The sequence below is a fragment of the Filibacter tadaridae genome, from assembly GCF_900609045.1.
GTDB classification, from domain to species: Bacteria; Bacillota; Bacilli; order Bacillales_A; family Planococcaceae; genus Sporosarcina; species Sporosarcina tadaridae.
The window spans coordinates 553,758-569,312 of record NZ_UXAV01000042.1 but is presented as its reverse complement, the minus strand read 5'-3'; the positions used below and the strand labels follow the sequence as shown (position 1 = coordinate 569,312).

The 15,555-nt window shown below is 40.1% G+C and carries 16 protein-coding genes; 10 read left to right on the top strand and 6 right to left on the bottom strand.

The window, feature by feature from the left end; all coding sequences use genetic code 11:
- Positions 1 to 84: 84 nt before the first annotated feature.
- Positions 85 to 993: a COX15/CtaA family protein gene (locus FILTAD_RS12220; RefSeq protein WP_282432586.1), complete on the bottom strand. Its 909-nt coding sequence runs from the start codon at positions 991 to 993 to the stop codon at positions 85 to 87.
- A 323-nt stretch (positions 994 to 1,316) separates the two neighbouring features.
- Between FILTAD_RS12220 and cyoE the strand changes: the two genes are divergently transcribed.
- The 6 genes from cyoE to ctaG all read left to right on the top strand — a co-directional run bounded on the left by cyoE (position 1,317) and on the right by ctaG (position 7,348).
- Entirely contained in the window at positions 1,317 to 2,234 is a 918-nt protein-coding gene (cyoE, locus tag FILTAD_RS12215) for a heme o synthase (protein WP_124071055.1), read from the top strand.
- A gap of 100 nt (positions 2,235 to 2,334) precedes the next feature.
- Positions 2,335 to 3,402 carry a cytochrome c oxidase subunit II gene (gene coxB, locus FILTAD_RS12210; protein WP_124071053.1) on the top strand — a complete coding sequence of 356 codons (1,068 nt, stop codon included), beginning with the start codon at positions 2,335 to 2,337 and terminating at the stop codon, positions 3,400 to 3,402.
- A gap of 34 nt (positions 3,403 to 3,436) precedes the next feature.
- Complete coding sequence (ctaD, locus tag FILTAD_RS12205; RefSeq protein WP_124071051.1) at positions 3,437 to 5,311, top strand: cytochrome c oxidase subunit I; 1,875 nt, start codon at positions 3,437 to 3,439, stop codon at positions 5,309 to 5,311.
- Positions 5,311 to 5,937: a cytochrome (ubi)quinol oxidase subunit III gene (locus FILTAD_RS12200; protein ID WP_124071049.1), complete on the top strand. Its 627-nt coding sequence runs from the start codon at positions 5,311 to 5,313 to the stop codon at positions 5,935 to 5,937. Before ctaD ends, FILTAD_RS12200 begins: the two co-directional genes overlap by 1 nt.
- Before the next feature lies 1 nt (position 5,938).
- Entirely contained in the window at positions 5,939 to 6,286 is a 348-nt protein-coding gene (locus tag FILTAD_RS12195) for a cytochrome C oxidase subunit IV family protein (RefSeq protein WP_124071047.1), read from the top strand.
- A 12-nt stretch (positions 6,287 to 6,298) separates the two neighbouring features.
- Positions 6,299 to 7,348: a cytochrome c oxidase assembly factor CtaG gene (gene ctaG / locus FILTAD_RS12190; protein ID WP_345788904.1), complete on the top strand. Its 1,050-nt coding sequence runs from the start codon at positions 6,299 to 6,301 to the stop codon at positions 7,346 to 7,348.
- 121 nt (positions 7,349 to 7,469) lie between these two features.
- On the opposite strand, the gene ytvI is transcribed toward ctaG, so the two are convergent.
- On the bottom strand, positions 7,470 to 8,528 hold the full coding sequence (ytvI, locus tag FILTAD_RS12185) for a sporulation integral membrane protein YtvI (RefSeq protein ID WP_238988233.1): 1,059 nt from the start codon (positions 8,526 to 8,528) through the stop codon (positions 7,470 to 7,472).
- 109 nt (positions 8,529 to 8,637) lie between these two features.
- Positions 8,638 to 9,003 (bottom strand): YugN family protein, encoded by a 366-nt coding sequence (locus FILTAD_RS12180; protein WP_124071045.1) that lies wholly within the window; start codon positions 9,001 to 9,003, stop codon positions 8,638 to 8,640.
- A 594-nt stretch (positions 9,004 to 9,597) separates the two neighbouring features.
- On the opposite strand from FILTAD_RS12180, the gene FILTAD_RS12175 reads away from it, so the two are divergent.
- Positions 9,598 to 10,683 carry a CAP domain-containing protein gene (locus tag FILTAD_RS12175; protein ID WP_124071043.1) on the top strand — a complete coding sequence of 362 codons (1,086 nt, stop codon included), beginning with the start codon at positions 9,598 to 9,600 and terminating at the stop codon, positions 10,681 to 10,683.
- On the opposite strand, the gene FILTAD_RS12170 is transcribed toward FILTAD_RS12175, so the two are convergent.
- Positions 10,680 to 11,411: an amino acid kinase family protein gene (locus FILTAD_RS12170; RefSeq protein ID WP_124071040.1), complete on the bottom strand. Its 732-nt coding sequence runs from the start codon at positions 11,409 to 11,411 to the stop codon at positions 10,680 to 10,682. The two genes, FILTAD_RS12175 and FILTAD_RS12170, sit on opposite strands and share 4 nt — an antisense overlap.
- Before the next feature lie 108 nt (positions 11,412 to 11,519).
- On the opposite strand from FILTAD_RS12170, the gene FILTAD_RS12165 reads away from it, so the two are divergent.
- A complete protein-coding gene (locus FILTAD_RS12165; protein WP_160117609.1) occupies positions 11,520 to 12,962 on the top strand; it encodes a UDP-N-acetylmuramoyl-L-alanyl-D-glutamate--2,6-diaminopimelate ligase in 1,443 nt (480 codons plus the stop codon).
- A gap of 55 nt (positions 12,963 to 13,017) precedes the next feature.
- On the top strand, positions 13,018 to 13,461 hold the full coding sequence (locus FILTAD_RS12160) for a YlbF/YmcA family competence regulator (protein ID WP_124071036.1): 444 nt from the start codon (positions 13,018 to 13,020) through the stop codon (positions 13,459 to 13,461).
- Between the two features lie 179 nt (positions 13,462 to 13,640).
- On the opposite strand, the gene FILTAD_RS12155 is transcribed toward FILTAD_RS12160, so the two are convergent.
- Positions 13,641 to 14,552 carry a glycerophosphodiester phosphodiesterase family protein gene (locus tag FILTAD_RS12155; protein WP_124071034.1) on the bottom strand — a complete coding sequence of 304 codons (912 nt, stop codon included), beginning with the start codon at positions 14,550 to 14,552 and terminating at the stop codon, positions 13,641 to 13,643.
- A 328-nt stretch (positions 14,553 to 14,880) separates the two neighbouring features.
- On the opposite strand from FILTAD_RS12155, the gene FILTAD_RS12150 reads away from it, so the two are divergent.
- Positions 14,881 to 15,153 (top strand): YlbG family protein, encoded by a 273-nt coding sequence (locus tag FILTAD_RS12150; RefSeq protein WP_124071032.1) that lies wholly within the window; start codon positions 14,881 to 14,883, stop codon positions 15,151 to 15,153.
- A gap of 2 nt (positions 15,154 to 15,155) precedes the next feature.
- Here the strand turns inward: FILTAD_RS12150 and FILTAD_RS12145 are convergent, their stop codons facing one another.
- Positions 15,156 to 15,548, bottom strand: coding sequence for a DUF7147 family protein (locus FILTAD_RS12145; RefSeq protein WP_238988232.1), 393 nt, complete (start codon positions 15,546 to 15,548; stop codon positions 15,156 to 15,158).
- Positions 15,549 to 15,555: the final 7 nt, after the last annotated feature.

The following is a 15,555-nucleotide window of genomic DNA, read 5'->3' as shown; positions in this document are numbered from 1 at the left end:
GAAGCTATACATTGAAACAATAAAGAAAAGCACTTGGATTGAATCCAAGTGCTTTTCTTTATTGATATAAGGGGAAATGATTCATTATTTCAATTTACTCCTCGAAACAAGTAAGAGCATATACGTCAACAAACCGAATAATAACGTTATGAACAATGAATGAAGCAATGCAACATAAAGATTTAGTTTAGTCAAGACGACCGTCATACCTGTAGTTGCTTGGAGTAGGACAATGATAAATGCGATAACCCATCCCCAGTAAATCGCTCGCTGATCCTTGTAATTCCGAATGACGTGAATAGCAATGATGCCCAGCCAGATGACAATGAGTGCCGCTGCTGCCCGGTGACCCATCTGGACCCATTCATGCATATTGGTGGGCAATTCAAATTGGTCATTGCGACATAGTGGCCAATCCTTACAAACTAGCCCAGATTCAGTGTGGCGGACAAGTGCTCCCGTATAAACAACGATATAAGAATATAACGAAACGCCGATTGTATGCCATTTCAATGTTTTGCCAACACTAATTTTATCTGTATCGAATTTCTTGTCCACTTCAAATATAAGAAGTGTCAGTAGTAGCACAGCCGCGAAGGAAATCAACGAAATTCCGAAATGAAGTGCAAGAATGAAATCGCCTTGCCCCCATTTAACTTGGGCAGCGCCGATTAAAGATTGTAGGATAAGAAAAAATATGGCAGTGAAGGACAGAAATTTTGTTTCTCTTATATGTCCCAATGATCGCCAAGACCAAATGGCTAATATAAGGATGAGAATTCCGACTGAACCTGTAACGAGGCGATGGGAAAACTCAATAAGTACTTCGGGCGTGATTTCGTCAGGGATTAGTTGACCGTTACAACCAGGCCAATGTCTTCCACAACCCAAACCGCTGTCGGTTTTTGAGACAAGTGCGCCTCCAAGCATGATTAAAAGCATGCCGAATGTGGAGGCGACAGCAAACCATTTTAAATATTTATTAGATTGCAAGAAAAGACACCTTCTTTTTAATTGGTGGCCAACATGTAAATGGCCCTACTTTTTTGATGATACCGAAAAAGGATTGAAAAAACAATATCAAGACTGCTAAAACGACGAATCACCCCATAACTTCACAAATTGTTCATAAAAAAGACGCTTTAACTTCACAAAGAGTGAGTTGAAATGATTTAGTATAGAAAGAGCATAGTGCCAGTTGTGTCGACGTTTTTGGGAAATCAAAGGTTTTTTCGTTTATATGTAGAAATTACTTGGGGTTTTCGATATAGTTAAGTATAGCGGACTTTGCAAACTACTTTGAAAGGAGGAGTTACATGCCGAATAGTCGAATAGTGTCTTCATCCATGGAACCTGAAGTCAAGATAACATCCTTGTATCGGGACTTCTTGGCACTTATTAAAATAGGAATTGTCAATTCAAACATGATAACAACATTCACCGGTCTATTTTTGGCATTTCAGTTTACTGGTCAGAACTTTCTACATAATGTCGATTTGATTGTCTGTGGACTCGGCGGATCAGGTTTGATAATCGCTGGCTCTGCTGCACTTAATAACTTAATCGATTGTGATATCGACCCGATTATGTCTAGAACGAAATCCAGACCGACAGTTACCGGACGATTTAAAGCACCGGCTGTATTGGCACTTGCACTCACTTTCATCGTTCTGGGTGAAGGACTTTTGTTTTCCGCGTCCGTTGCGGCCGGAATATGGGGACTTGCAGGTATCTTCAGTTATGTTGTACTCTACTCTATGTGGTCAAAGCGGAGACACGTTGGCAATACAATTGTCGGTAGCCTATCTGGAGCTATACCTCCTTTGATTGGCTGGACTGCTGTCGAACCTTCACTTGGGGCAGGTGCCTTGGCATTATTCCTTATTATGTTCATTTGGCAACCCCCGCACTTTTATGCCTTGGCAATGCGCCGGACAGAAGAGTACCGGGCGGCAAATATACCCATGCTGCCAGTTGTAAAAGGATTTGCAAGAACGAAGAAATCCATGCTTGCTTGGGTGCTGTTATTATTCCCGTTACCATTTCTTCTGTCAGAGTTGGGAATTTGGTTTTTGCTGCTTGCAACCGCTTTAAACGTAGGATGGCTTTACTTAGCAGTTAAAGGGTTCAAAGCGAAAGAGGACTTGAAATGGGCGACAGCCATGTTTATCTATTCGTTGAATTACATGACGATTTTATTTGTCGCAATTATCATTTTCTCCATATTCATCTAATCTTGGAATTCTTTCTTTGGATAGGAATTCATATAGAGAGGCCGACAAGTCCTCATAAAACAAGAAAATTATTTTTCAGAAAGAGAGGTATCATTAAGTGATGATGAAAGGACTCAAGAAGTGGCGTCTCTTTTCTCTATTAGCAGCTGTTACAGTGTTCCTTGCTGGATGCGGACAGGAACAGCTATCTATACTCCTACCGGCCGGTCAAGTCGGGAAAGATCAATTCAATTTGCTGATTTTATCTTCAGTAATCATGTTGATCGTAATTATTGTTGTCGTAATTATCTATGTAATTGCGCTCATCCGTTTCCGCCGCTCGAAATTGGGTGAAGATCATATACCCAAACAGACGGAAGGAAGTCACATACTCGAACTAGTATGGACGGTTGTTCCGATTCTTCTCATTTTAGTGCTTGCAGTGCCAACTGTGTATTACACATATAAACTTGGTAATGTTACAGCGATGGATGCAGTAGATGAGGAAGGTAATACGGAGAATCTTGTCGTTGATGTAACGGCGAAACTTTTCTGGTGGGAATTTGAATATCCTGAACTTGGGATTGTCACTGCACAGGAACTCGTTGTACCAATGGACGAAAAAGTATACTTCAACCTAATTGCAGCGGATGTTAAACACTCATTCTGGATTCCGGCTGTTGGAGGAAAGCTTGATACGAACGTTGAAAACGTTAATAAGTTCTACCTTTCATTTGAAAAAGATTCTAAGGATCTTAAAGATGGCGTTTTTTACGGCAAATGTGCTGAACTTTGTGGACCTTCCCATGCACTTATGGATTTTAAAGTGAAAACAATGCCGCGTGCTGAATTCGATACATGGGTAACAGCAATGCAAGCAACTGGCGAAGAAACGACAGATGTTGCTGCAGTTGGTCAAGGTGAAGAACTGTTCCAACAAAGCTGTATTGCATGTCACGCAACTTCAGCTGTAGGTGAGACTGGAGCAATTGGACCTAACCTTGCAACCTTCGGTGACCGCAATCGAATCGCAGGATTTATGGATCATGATAAGGAATCATTGAAAGAATGGATTAAAGATCCTCAAAAGTACAAACCAGGCAATAAAATGCAATCATTTGGTGATATGTCAGATGAAGATCTTGACGCTATTGCAGAGTACCTAATGGGACTTTCTGTAGAAAAGTAATACGTATCGTGAAATTGAAGAGGAGGTAAACAAAGTGAGTTCAGTTGCTCAAAAAAGAGGCTTTGGCGCAACGTTATGGGACTGGTTGACAACAGTCGACCATAAGAAGATCGGGATTCTTTATCTTCTTGGTGGAGGAATCTTCTTCGTAATCGGCGGTATCGAAGCGTTGATTATTCGTATACAACTTCTAAAACCTAATAACGATTTCGTCAGTGCCGGTCTTTTTAATGAAATTATTACCATGCATGGAACGACGATGATCTTCCTTGCAGCCATGCCGATCTTAATCGGTTTTATGAACGTAGTAATGCCGCTCCAAATTGGTGCGCGTGACGTTGCGTTTCCATTTCTAAACTCTCTAGGTTTTTGGATGTTCTTCTTCGGAGGATTATTCTTGAACGTTTCTTGGCTTTTCGGTCAGGTACCTGATGCAGGATGGACTTCTTATGCTTCGCTTTCCATCGCTTCTGAAGGACACGGAATCGACTTCTATGCAATCGGGCTACAAATAGCCGGTGGGGGTACACTAATCGGGGGCATTAACTTCCTCGTAACGATTATTACAATGCGTGCTCCGGGTATGACCTATATGCGTATGCCGCTCTTTAGTTGGACTACGTTAGTGGCTTCAGCAATGATTCTTTTTGCATTCCCACCACTTACGGTCGGATTATTCTTCTTGACATTCGATAGAATGTTCGGGGGTAATTTCTTTGATCATACAATGGGTGGTAATACAATAATTTGGGAGCATATTTTCTGGATATTTGGTCACCCAGAAGTATATATTCTCATTTTACCGGCATTTGGTATATTCTCAGAAATAATTCCTATGTTCTCACGTAAACGTCTGTTTGGTTATGCAGCAATGGTATTTGCTACCGTTCTAATCGGATTCTTGGGATTTATGGTTTGGGCTCACCATATGTTTACAGTAGGACTTGGGCCGACAGCAAACGCGATTTTCTCAGTATCGACTATGGCAATCGCCATACCAACTGGTGTAAAAATATTTAACTGGCTCCTCACCATGTGGGGCGGTAGTATTAAAATGACAACACCAATGCTTTATGCAATTTCATTTATTCCATCATTTGTAATGGGTGGAGTAACGGGTGTTATGTTAGGATCTGCACCACTTGATTATCAATTACATGATACTTATTTTGTTATAGCTCATTTCCACTATGTAATCGTTGGTGGAGTTGTACTTGGAATTTTGGCTGGAACACATTACTGGTGGCCAAAAATGTTCGGTACAATGTTAAACGAACCACTTGGTAAAATTACGTTTGCACTTTTCTTGATTGGTTTCCATATGACGTTCCTTATCCAACACTGGTTGGGCTTCTGGGGAATGCCACGTCGCGTCTTTACGTTTATGGATGGTCAAGGCTGGAACTTAGCAAACGTGATCAGTTCAGTTGGTGCTTTGTTAATGGGACTTGGGATTCTTGTCCTTATCATTAACATCATCATCACATCTGTTAAAAATGTACGTGTTGGTAATGACCCATGGGGAGACGGACGTACACTTGAATGGGCAATCGAATCACCACCTAAATTCTATAACTTTGCCCAAACGCCACTTGTCCGCGGACTTGACACAGTTTGGATTGAAAAAATGGAAGGTAACAAATCTGGATTTACTGCCGCTGAACCTGTACAAGATATTCACATGCCAAACGGCTCAATCATTCCAATGATTATGTCCTTTGGATTATTCATCGGCGGTTTTGGCGCAATGTTCCATGCAGAAGAAGCATGGGGCCTTCCACTTCTTATCTTTGGATTATTTGTGACTTTCGCATCGATGGCTACACGTTCTTTGAAAGACGATTTAGGTTATTATGTTAAAAAAGCAGATATTGAACGAGATTTGAAACAAAAAGGGGGTCGCAACTAATGGATTTAAACAAAAAATTCACCCCTGAAACATGGCCAGATCATCCGGAACGAGCTACTCATGAAGCCAAAAATAAATTCGTCGGCTTTTGGCTCTTCCTTGGTGGGGAAACTGTTCTCTTTGCAACACTTTTTGCGACATATATCGCATTGAAAAACAAAGGACCGGCTGGTTATGAACATACGACGCAAGAGTTATTTGAATTACCACTTGTATTTGTGATGACGATGCTTCTATTAACTTCTTCACTTACAAGTGTATATGCGATGTATCACATGAAAAACTTCAACTTCAAGAAAATGCAATTATGGCTTGCAATCACAGCATTGCTCGGACTAGGGTTCATTGGTCTTGAAGTGTATGAGTTTGTACACTATGTTAAAGAAGGATTCACATTTGACAGTAGTGCATTTAGTTCAGCATTCTTTACATTAGTCGGAACGCACGGTTTCCACGTTGCAATCGGCCTTGTATGGATTACGCTATTACTTATCCGTAATGCGAAACGCGGACTGAATTTGTATAATGCTTCGAAGTATTATACATTCTCTCTGTATTGGCATTTCATCGACGTTGTCTGGGTATTCATCTTCACTGTAGTCTATTTGATGGGAGTGATAGGTTGATATGGCAGAAGTTCAGGTATATAAAAAGTCGCCTGCTGAATTTAATTTAGGACAGAGACGTGCAAAGAAATCAATGCGCAATCAAATTATGATGTTCGCATTGATGATTTTCCTAACACTGATTTCATTTACAATGGTTATGGCTTATAATTCGGGAGTGGCTGGATTCTCCGAGTATTTTGTTATTCCGATCCTTCTCTTATTTGCTGCAGTACAGGTTGGTTTACAGCTGTATTTCTTCATGCATATGAGTGAAAAAGGACATGGGATTCCAATGATGTTCATGTATACTGGAGCATTGTTCGCATTTCTAATCGTTTTAACTTTTGTAGCAATTGTTTGGTGGTAAGGAAAAAAGCCTGTGGAGATTTATCTCACACAGGCTTTTTGCTATCTATTCATAAATGTCATAGTTCGTTCATTGAGTTACCACGCTGTTAGTTATATAATGGATAAAGACTTATCTGAAGGAGCGATGGCTATGTTGCCTATAAGCATATTCGGATTCCGGGCTTTATGGAGTCCTTGGTTTTTGTTATTAATCGTAGTTGGCATTGCGTTCTATTTTTTACTTACAATGAAATGGCGGCATCATTTTAAAGATACAGAACCCGTTACTCCGAAACAAATCAGTTTTTTCTTAATGGGAATGATTCTTTTATATGCTGTAAAGGGATCACCAGTAGACTTGCTTGGCCATATTTTGTTTGCTGTTCATATGGTGCAAATGGCATTTCTATTACTCGTAATTGCTCCATTCATCATACTAGGTCTTCCTAATTGGATCTGGAAAAAGATTTTTGACGTTACCATTCTGAATAAGATACTAGGCGTACTGACGAAGCCCTTAGTTGCTTTGGTCGTATTCAGTTTTATGTTTTCCCTTTATCACTATCCACTTATCTTGGATAATGTGAAGTTAAGTCCAGTGCTACACACAATTTTCACTGTGACACTTTTCATTGCGGCGCTTTTTTTCTGGTGGCCGATTACGAACTCATTAAACGGACAGCCCAAAATTGTTGGCTTGAAAAAAATCGGTTATGTCATTTTAAGTGCACTTCTAATTACCCCTGCTTGTGCGCTGATCATATTCGTAGATGTGCCTGTCTATGAGACATATAGCAGTGGGGAAGCATGGTTACAGGCGATGGCATTATGTGTACCTGCCAATACACTCAATTCACTTGCAGGATTAAATATTTCAGGACCCGAGTTGTTCATCAATACACCAACTGTATACGATCAGCAATTGGGCGGCATTATTATGAAAGTGTTCCAGGAAATTGTTTATGTTGTTGTGATTGGTACAGAGTTTCTTAGATGGCACAAAGATGAACAGAAAAATGCAGATGAAATCACACGTAAAGATTTGTTGGAACGACAAAAAATGTATACACATGGATTATAAACAAACGTAAACCAGACACTTTTTTCAAATGATTCCAGGTATAAAAAAAGACGCTACCGAATTTGTGGTAGTGTCTTTTAATAGTTGGGAAAGGAAGGTCCCACTGTATTATTCGGTTTTATCAGATCCTGAAATTCATTTTAATGATTCCGGCTTCACGTGCAGTGGTAAATAAAATGACTATAAGCGGGCCGAGGAAAAATCCTAAGAAACCAATTAGCTTCAGGCCTATAAACATTGCGATAAGCGTTGGCAAGGGTGATAATCCGATTTGTGAACCCATAACCTTTGGTTCGACAATTCTTCGTATAAGTAGTAACACCACTGCTAATATAGCAAGTTTTGTTCCCAATGCCACATCGCCACTTATGAATTGATATAGCGACCATGGAGCGAGTACAATAATCGATCCAAGTATCGGAATAACATCAATAATCCAAATGACAAGTGACATCACAATTGCATATTCAGGTACAATAATAAGTAGTGCAACAAATGTTACTGCTAGTATAATCAGACTTACAAGGAATTGTGCTTTCATGAAGCCGAATATGACAGCATTTAACTTTAGAATCATGAAGCGTACCTTTTCTGCTGTTGAAGTCGTAAAATGTCTGAATAGCATTTTCTTCAATTCTGGAAGCTCTAGCATAAATAAAAATAATGCAATGATATAAACGATTAAACTAACAAGGAAGTTTGGAATCTCTGTCATGAGAGCTGTTATTTTTTCATAGCTCAGCAAGTTCAATATAGATTCTCGTATAGATTCAAAAATGTTTTTGAATTCATGTTTAATCGCAATTACTACATCATCCGGCATACCTGATGTATAATGGAACAATTTACTTTGCGCATCAATCCAAACGCCTGATAATGAGTTGAAGTATTCAGGTGCGTCTTTCGTAAACTGGATAATCCTTCCGATGAGTTGAGTAACGGTATAATAAATTGTTGATGCTAAAATAGCAAGAATGAATATAAAAACTGATATGACGGATACTTTTCGTTGCCATTTAAACTTTTTTTCTGTAAGCCGAACAAGTGGGTCTATCAGTAATGCAGTCAAAAGTGCTAATATTATAGGGATTGAAACGGGGATAATAAATATTAATACAAGAATAAAAATAATAATACTTACTGCAAAAATAAAGTTGCGTTTTGTGAGCCATTTAGCCAAGAACCATTCCTCCATACCATTCAATAGTTTCATTATAACCAATGTTTGTGGAATTGAATAGATGAAAAAACCGAAGAACTAAATGTTCTTCGGTACATTTGATTATCAATTACTTTTTTAAGTTATGGGGTTGTACTTCTGCTTGGACTGCTTTCAAAGTTGCGACACAATCCTTGACAAGACTTTCAGGGAAGATTTCATCTTCACCGTACTCAACACCATGGGGATAATAATGTTTACCAAGAGCAGGCTTCTTCAGATGCATAATTGCATCACGCGTATCAACATCGCCATCAGGTGTGAAACCAAATACACGTAAGTAGTATGTGCCTTCTTTAATAACATATTTTTTATCATATGTTACGCGTTCGTAGTCCCATTGACCCGCTCTTATTAAATCATGCTTGGACATAATTTCATCAAGCACTGATAAATCGGCAACAATATTTTCAATGCCAGTATTTTCAATATACATAGTTAAAATCCTCCTTAGATATCTTTCAGCCATTTCCCTATACTTATCAATAATAGAACAAATCGTACGTAGTTGCAATGGCAACATTGTGTCACTAAAAAAATTAAATCCTTATTATCTTTCGTAAGTTGCCGAAGTATAATGTAGAGACCTTACAATTACGATACACGTTTATCAAATGACTATTTATCCCGCATTAACGGGCAGTAAGACCCCCAACTTCAAGTCTTCGAGAAACTAAGAAGAATAAGTGGGGGATCAACTGCCCGTAAAAGCCCGAATGGCTCGGGCCAACAGGATGTTGGTTACTTAGGCATTGCCACAGGACGTGGCGTTCTTAGCCTAAGTTCCTTAAACAATCAGTGGGGAGAAGAAAACCCCCCACTGATTGAAGTTTCGCTTTATATAAACTGAACGTAGGCATCTTACAAAAGATTGCCAAAACCATAATACTGACGGTGAAGATGTCTGGCTTGTGGCGGATGGCATCCTCTAACGCCATAGCATATCCAATGGAATTCCTTATTTCAACATATCAAGTATTCGTAAATGATATGCTTGTTAAACCTATGAGAAAAGAAAGTAGGGGTAAAAATGAAAGTCATTTGGAAAATAGCTCTTTTACTCGGCATCGTACTAGTTCTTTTTTATTATATGGATGATCGTGTTCAGGAAAATGATTTGCTTGAATCTCCAGTGAAACGAAGTACTGCAATCCCGGTTCCTGGGAACGGTACTGGCAGCCCCATGCCACAAACTTCACGTCCTGAAGATGGAATATCCTCTTTTGTCGGGAAAGATGTAGATTTGCTGATTGAGAAGATGGGAAAACCTGATCGAATTGAGCCTTCACTATATGGATATGATTGGTGGATTTATTTAGGGCAAATTCAATTTATGGCAGGTGTCGAAAAACAGAAAGTAAATCAAATATATAGTTCAGCTATAAATTCAGATGTTAGTCCTTTTGAAGTCGGTCAAGACGTGAAAGATATTTACCGTTTCTCCATTGTTGAAACTGAAGTTGATGTTCAAATCGATGACAATATGTATACATTTTCATTAAACAGCGAAGATGTTAAAAATCGTATACTTGTAACGTTTAAGGATGTATACGCACAACTGTATATTGATGGCATTGATGGAAAACTTGAAGGGGTCCGGTTTATTGATCCGTTAACGCTTGTTACTCACCAACCGTATGACATGGCGTATAGGGGTGAAATGATCAGCAAAAAATACCCATCGTCTACGGTCCAAGCTGAAGTGGACCGTGCGATGGAACGGCAAATTTTTGAGCTATCGAATATTATACGTGAAAAGCACGATGTAAATAAGCTCGAAAGAAATTATAGCCTTAACATATTAGCGAGAGAACATAGTAAAGAAATGGCACTTGAAAACTACTTTTCCAATGACTCACCTCAGGTGGGGAATTTAGCAGAAAGACTTAAAGAATCTTCGATAGAACATAAGCAGGCAGGCGAGAATATTGCTACCAATTATGTCGATGCGATTGAAGTCGTTCATGGTTGGTTAAATTCTCCTGAACACCGAAAAGTGCTTTTGGAAGAAGGCTTCACGCATATTGGGACTGGTGCTTATGGACGATACTATACGCAGGACTTCATACGTATGGTTGAAGATAAAAAAGAAGAAAAGGGACCTGGTACTTTTTAAGGGTATATCCAGGTTCCAGTCTCTGTACCAGCGATTCCTCGAATATAAAGTGGAATCGCTGTTTCTAATGCATGAAGTGCGGCGCGTTTTTGAATAATAGGTTTATCACAATCGAGTAAGGGTAGAAATTCGTCAAATGTTAATGAATCAAACTTGCGACTAGTGGCTACTTCATGGGGATCATGCGTCATCACTCCAGGGACATCTTTAAAAAACTCAGTGTGCAAAGCTTGTAATCCAGCGGCAAGGGCGATAGCAGTTAAGTCACTGCCACCTCGACCAAGAGTCATTACGTATCCGTCTTCATCCATTCCTTGAAAACCGGGTATGATTATACAATCCGTTACATTAAGATGCTTACTTATAGTAGTAGTATCGATTTTGGTGATTGTACCGTCACCGAAATCCCCGGAAGTTAAAATACCTGCTTGTATACCGTGCAGTACGGTATTGGGGACACCGGCCCGTATTAACTCCGCTGATAGGACAGCTGCTCCGATTAGTTCTCCACATGATGCTGCGAGATCACTCGCTGCCTTGGCAGTGGTAAAGGCATCCGTAATACGTAAAAGGCTGTCCGTTGCGTACGGATCACCAAGGCGTCCAATCGCTGAAACGACAACGATTACTTTACCATACTCCTTCATGCCATCCTTTATATGGTTAATGCATTCCGATCTTATCTGTTCATCCTTCATAGCAATTCCACCAAATTTTTGAATGATCATAGATGCTCCCAACTTTCTTCGTGTCGTTCATTGCATTGTCTTCATAAGATAAAGTATGTTCGTTCTTAATCTATTCACTTTTTAATGAAAACGTTCGGGAAGGAGAGGGTGGTTCTGCTTTTACCGGAGCTTTTGAAAGATTGGCCTTGTACTGTTCACGGCGGGGATTTTCGGATTGATATCACGGGAATTACAGAACAATCCGTACGGGTGAAGAAAGGATTTATTTTTGTAGCCAGAAAAGGGACCCGATATGATGGTATAGCGCATATTGATGAAGCGATTCAAAAAGGAGCAGTTGCTATAATTGTGGATAGGTTTACTCTAACGAATCTACCAAAAAATATTCCTGTAATTATCGTACCAGATTGCAAAAAGTTCCTTTCATATGCAAGTGCACGTCTAGCTGGTGATCCTTCCAAAGAGTTAACGATTATAGGGGTTACCGGAACGAATGGAAAGACGACAGTCACACATTTTATAGGTCAATTATTGAGTGGTGTCGGCGTTAAGTCGGCCGTGGTAGGAACGACAGGTGTATTTATCGATGGTGAAGAAATGGATGTAGATGTTCCTTCAATGACAACTTTTCCAGCAGAGTATTTGCATCCCTTATTAAAAAGGTGTGTTGAGGAAAGTGTCACCCACGTTGTTCTTGAAGCTTCTTCCCTTGGCCTTTCCTCCTGTCGATTAGACCATTGTGAAATGGATATCGGTTTGTTGTTAAACATTGGAACTGATCATCACGAAGAGCATGGTGGGGAAACAGCTTATCTTATGGCGAAGCAAAGATTGTTGTCAATGGTGAACGTAATGGTTGTCAATGAGGAAGATGAAAATTGTATTAGCCTTATAAAGGGTGCAACGGTTCCCAGCGTGTTCTTTGGGTTGCAAACAGCCGCTGGGATTCCATTTCCACAATGTGAATTTCAATTACCTGTACAAGGCGATTTTAACCGATTGAATGTTATGGCGGCAATAAGCGCTCTTCTCGTTTTGGGTTATTCAACCGATGAACTATTTCCGCATATCACTGATTTAAAGCTTCCTGAAGGTAGAATGCAAAAGTTAGAACGGGATGGCGTAATGGTTTTTATAGACTTTGCGCATACACCTGATGCCCTTCAAGGCGTATTGCAGGCCTTATCCGAAATGTGCTATGGCAGGCTAATCACTGTATTCGGATGTGGAGGGGAACGAGACAGACGAAAGAGAAGTGAGATGGGTGAACTTGCCGTCTATTATTCTTCAAATGTTTTAGTTACATCGGATAATCCGCGAAACGAAGATCCACAGTCTATTATCGAGGATATTATGGAGGGTTTCGGCGGTGAATGTAGTGCTGTAGAAGCGGAGCTAGATAGAAGAACGGCAATTCGAAAAGCAGTTTTCAGTGCCGCGCCTGGTGATATTGTTCTTATAGCGGGGAAAGGACATGAAAAGACCCAACATACAGCGAAGGGGCTTTTTCCTTTTTCAGACTTGTTGGAGGCAGAAAAGGCACTTCTTGAAAAAACATATTTGTATAGTGAGGAAATACAAGGACAATAGCTGCACGAAAATCGTCCAATCTGTTATGATAAGAAGTGATTGGAGGGATGCATCTATGATGATGACCGATGAATGGATCAATATCATCGAACAAGCGGACCAACTTACGGAAATGCTGCTTACATCGGATGTAGTAGAGGCGTATCGCAAAGCACAGGACGCTGTATACTCAGATGCTAAATTGGCAAAGTCCATCAAAGAGTTTACAGATATGAAAGAACGATATGAGGAAGTACAACGATTCGGTAGATATCATCCGGATTACAATATAGTAATGAAGAGTATTCGAGTTCAAAAGAGAGAGCTCGATCTGAATGAACAGGTCGCAGCATTACGAATTGCTGAAAATGACCTCCAACAAGTGTTGGATGAAGTCAGTTTAATTATTGCGGAATCGGTATCCGGTTCAGTTAAAGCACCTGCTGGAGATGGGTTCTTTTCTAGTTCGTCATGTGGCAGTGGCTGCGGTACGGGCGGCGGCTGTTCTTGCTCAGCATAACCGAGTACTTGTTGTCTGTTGCATCGGAATTATTCCGGTGCAACAGACTTTTTTTATTGTCTAGCTCAAGCGCCGGTCTGTCTTATGCCTGCTCGCCCCTAATCAGGCGCTTTCGCTTTTCTTATTAAAATGGGTAGCTCTTATGTCGGAAATCAGACGAAAGAGCTACCCATTTTTAGTTATTCATTTGTATTTTCCTGTAAAATAGCCATTGCTAAAGTGGGTTGATCTGTTACAAATCCAGCTGCACCAGCATTTAGTAATTTAATAAATGTGTCCGTGTCATCCTCAATTTTAAAGTAGATAGGAACATTCAACTGGGCTAGGAAATTGATAAAACCTTCGACGCCGAGTGGGAAAATACCAAGTTTTATTGGTATCAAAAACAAGTCAACACTTGGATTATAAAGGTGTCCAAGTTTACTTGTGTAAGCCGCGAAAGCTTTTTTCACTTCTTCTTTTCCTGCGCCCGTTGCAATTCGATTTTGAGCATACAAATTAAATCTATCTGTCTGCTCATCATATGTACTTGTTACAACGACCCGTTCTTCCGCACCGATTTGTTCAATAAGTCTCCATAGCTTTGAAGACATTAAACTTCCTTCATAGGTATCCGGTGAATCTTTTAAGTTAATGTTAATGAGCATATGTGGAAATTGTGCAAGGAGCTCTTGTAATAACAGGATTTTTTCTCCTGTGCCACGGTACGAGTGCTTACCTTCTTTATCGGTAAATGAATAAGCGGCATCCGCTTTCTCTAGTTCGCTCCATGTAAGATCCGCAATTTTTCCTGTTATGTCTGTTGTATTATCGGCGTATTCATCATGAAAGACGATAATCTGTTCATCTTTCGTCAAACGTACATCGATGGCAAATCCATGGACACCAAGTGCAGCAGCTTTTGCAAAAGCCGCCATGGTGTTTTCAGGAGCTTCTAAAGAACCACCACGATGCGCAAGTATAACGGGTTTCTCGAAATCAAGCGCTTTCTTGTATTCTCTTGGTACCGATTTGACGACTGCCTTGGAAGCAGCCCAAGCAACAACGCTTGCTGCACCAACTGTAAGGGCTATATTTGTTTTTTTACCCATCTAAGACCCTCCTTATGAATTACATTTGCTGTCCTTATTATAGGATAAAAGAGTGGTGCTGTCAGCTATGTTAGAAGATAAGAAAGTATAAGTTACTCAAGTTGGATTATGCCTGTCGCCCCTGACCAGACGCTTTCGCTTTTCTTTGTTGTCTAGCTCAAGCGCCTAGGGGCTCGGGTCATAACCCATCACGGCTATGTGGCAAAGTGCGCCACATTTCCGCGCTGTCTTATGCCTGTCGCCCCTACCCAGGCGCTTTCGCTTTTCTTTGGTTGCAGCTTATTTCATTCCTATGGTATTGTATGTGGTAGGAAAAGAGGGGAAATACATGGTCGATCGACAAGGGATTATCGTTTATCTACACCATTTAAAACAAGCAAAGTCATTTCGTAAATACGGTCACGTTCATTATATATCAAGAAAAATGAAATATGTCATCCTTTATTGCAACCAGGAGGATGTTGAGACTGTTATGAGTAAAATAGAACGGTTGCCTTCTGTTAAAAAAGTGTTACCTTCCTACCGGCCTTTCGTTAAAACGGAATATGAAAATGCAAAACCTGATAAGGCAAAAGAATATGATTATAAAACAGGTCTTTAGTATTAGTATAAAGACGGTAATAGGTTATTCAAACGTAAAACTCCAATTATGTACTGATAAAATAGAATGGGCGCTGCAAATTCAGAAGAATGTTTCGTCTTGATATATACAGGCGTAACACCTGCTTGCTCGGCTTTTTCTTCGAATAGTAAGCGGCGTTTCGGTTTTTCTTCGCCTTTTTGTTGAATACCTTCCCTACAAATATAAATCGGCATGAAATTACTTTCACCTGCCGGTTTGAATGCAGCGGCAAAGGAAAGTGCTTCGCCGGTAGGGGTGCTAGTAGAAAGAATTATCGTTCGTAGCAAGCGGTCCTTATTCGTATTGATGAGTTCAATCAGTTCGTAAACGTCGCCATAACCTTCACCGAGTTCTATAAATCGTTGATGTAACACTTTATAT

Bases quoted from the DNA above. Each gene is read 5' to 3' on its own strand.
- FILTAD_RS12195 (WP_124071047.1), top strand. From the start codon at position 5,939: ATGGCAGAAGTTCAGGTATATAAAAAGTCGCCTGCTGAATTTAATTTA.
- FILTAD_RS12160 (WP_124071036.1), top strand. From the start codon at position 13,018: ATGATGATGACCGATGAATGGATCAATATCATCGAACAAGCGGACCAA.
- FILTAD_RS12175 (WP_124071043.1), top strand. From the start codon at position 9,598: ATGAAAGTCATTTGGAAAATAGCTCTTTTACTCGGCATCGTACTAGTT.
- FILTAD_RS12180 (WP_124071045.1), bottom strand. From the start codon at position 9,003: ATGTATATTGAAAATACTGGCATTGAAAATATTGTTGCCGATTTATCA.
- FILTAD_RS12200 (WP_124071049.1), top strand. From the start codon at position 5,311: ATGGATTTAAACAAAAAATTCACCCCTGAAACATGGCCAGATCATCCG.
- coxB (WP_124071053.1), top strand. From the start codon at position 2,335: ATGATGAAAGGACTCAAGAAGTGGCGTCTCTTTTCTCTATTAGCAGCT.
- FILTAD_RS12170 (WP_124071040.1), bottom strand. From the start codon at position 11,411: ATGATCATTCAAAAATTTGGTGGAATTGCTATGAAGGATGAACAGATA.
- cyoE (WP_124071055.1), top strand. From the start codon at position 1,317: ATGCCGAATAGTCGAATAGTGTCTTCATCCATGGAACCTGAAGTCAAG.
- FILTAD_RS12150 (WP_124071032.1), top strand. From the start codon at position 14,881: ATGGTCGATCGACAAGGGATTATCGTTTATCTACACCATTTAAAACAA.
- FILTAD_RS12155 (WP_124071034.1), bottom strand. From the start codon at position 14,552: ATGGGTAAAAAAACAAATATAGCCCTTACAGTTGGTGCAGCAAGCGTT.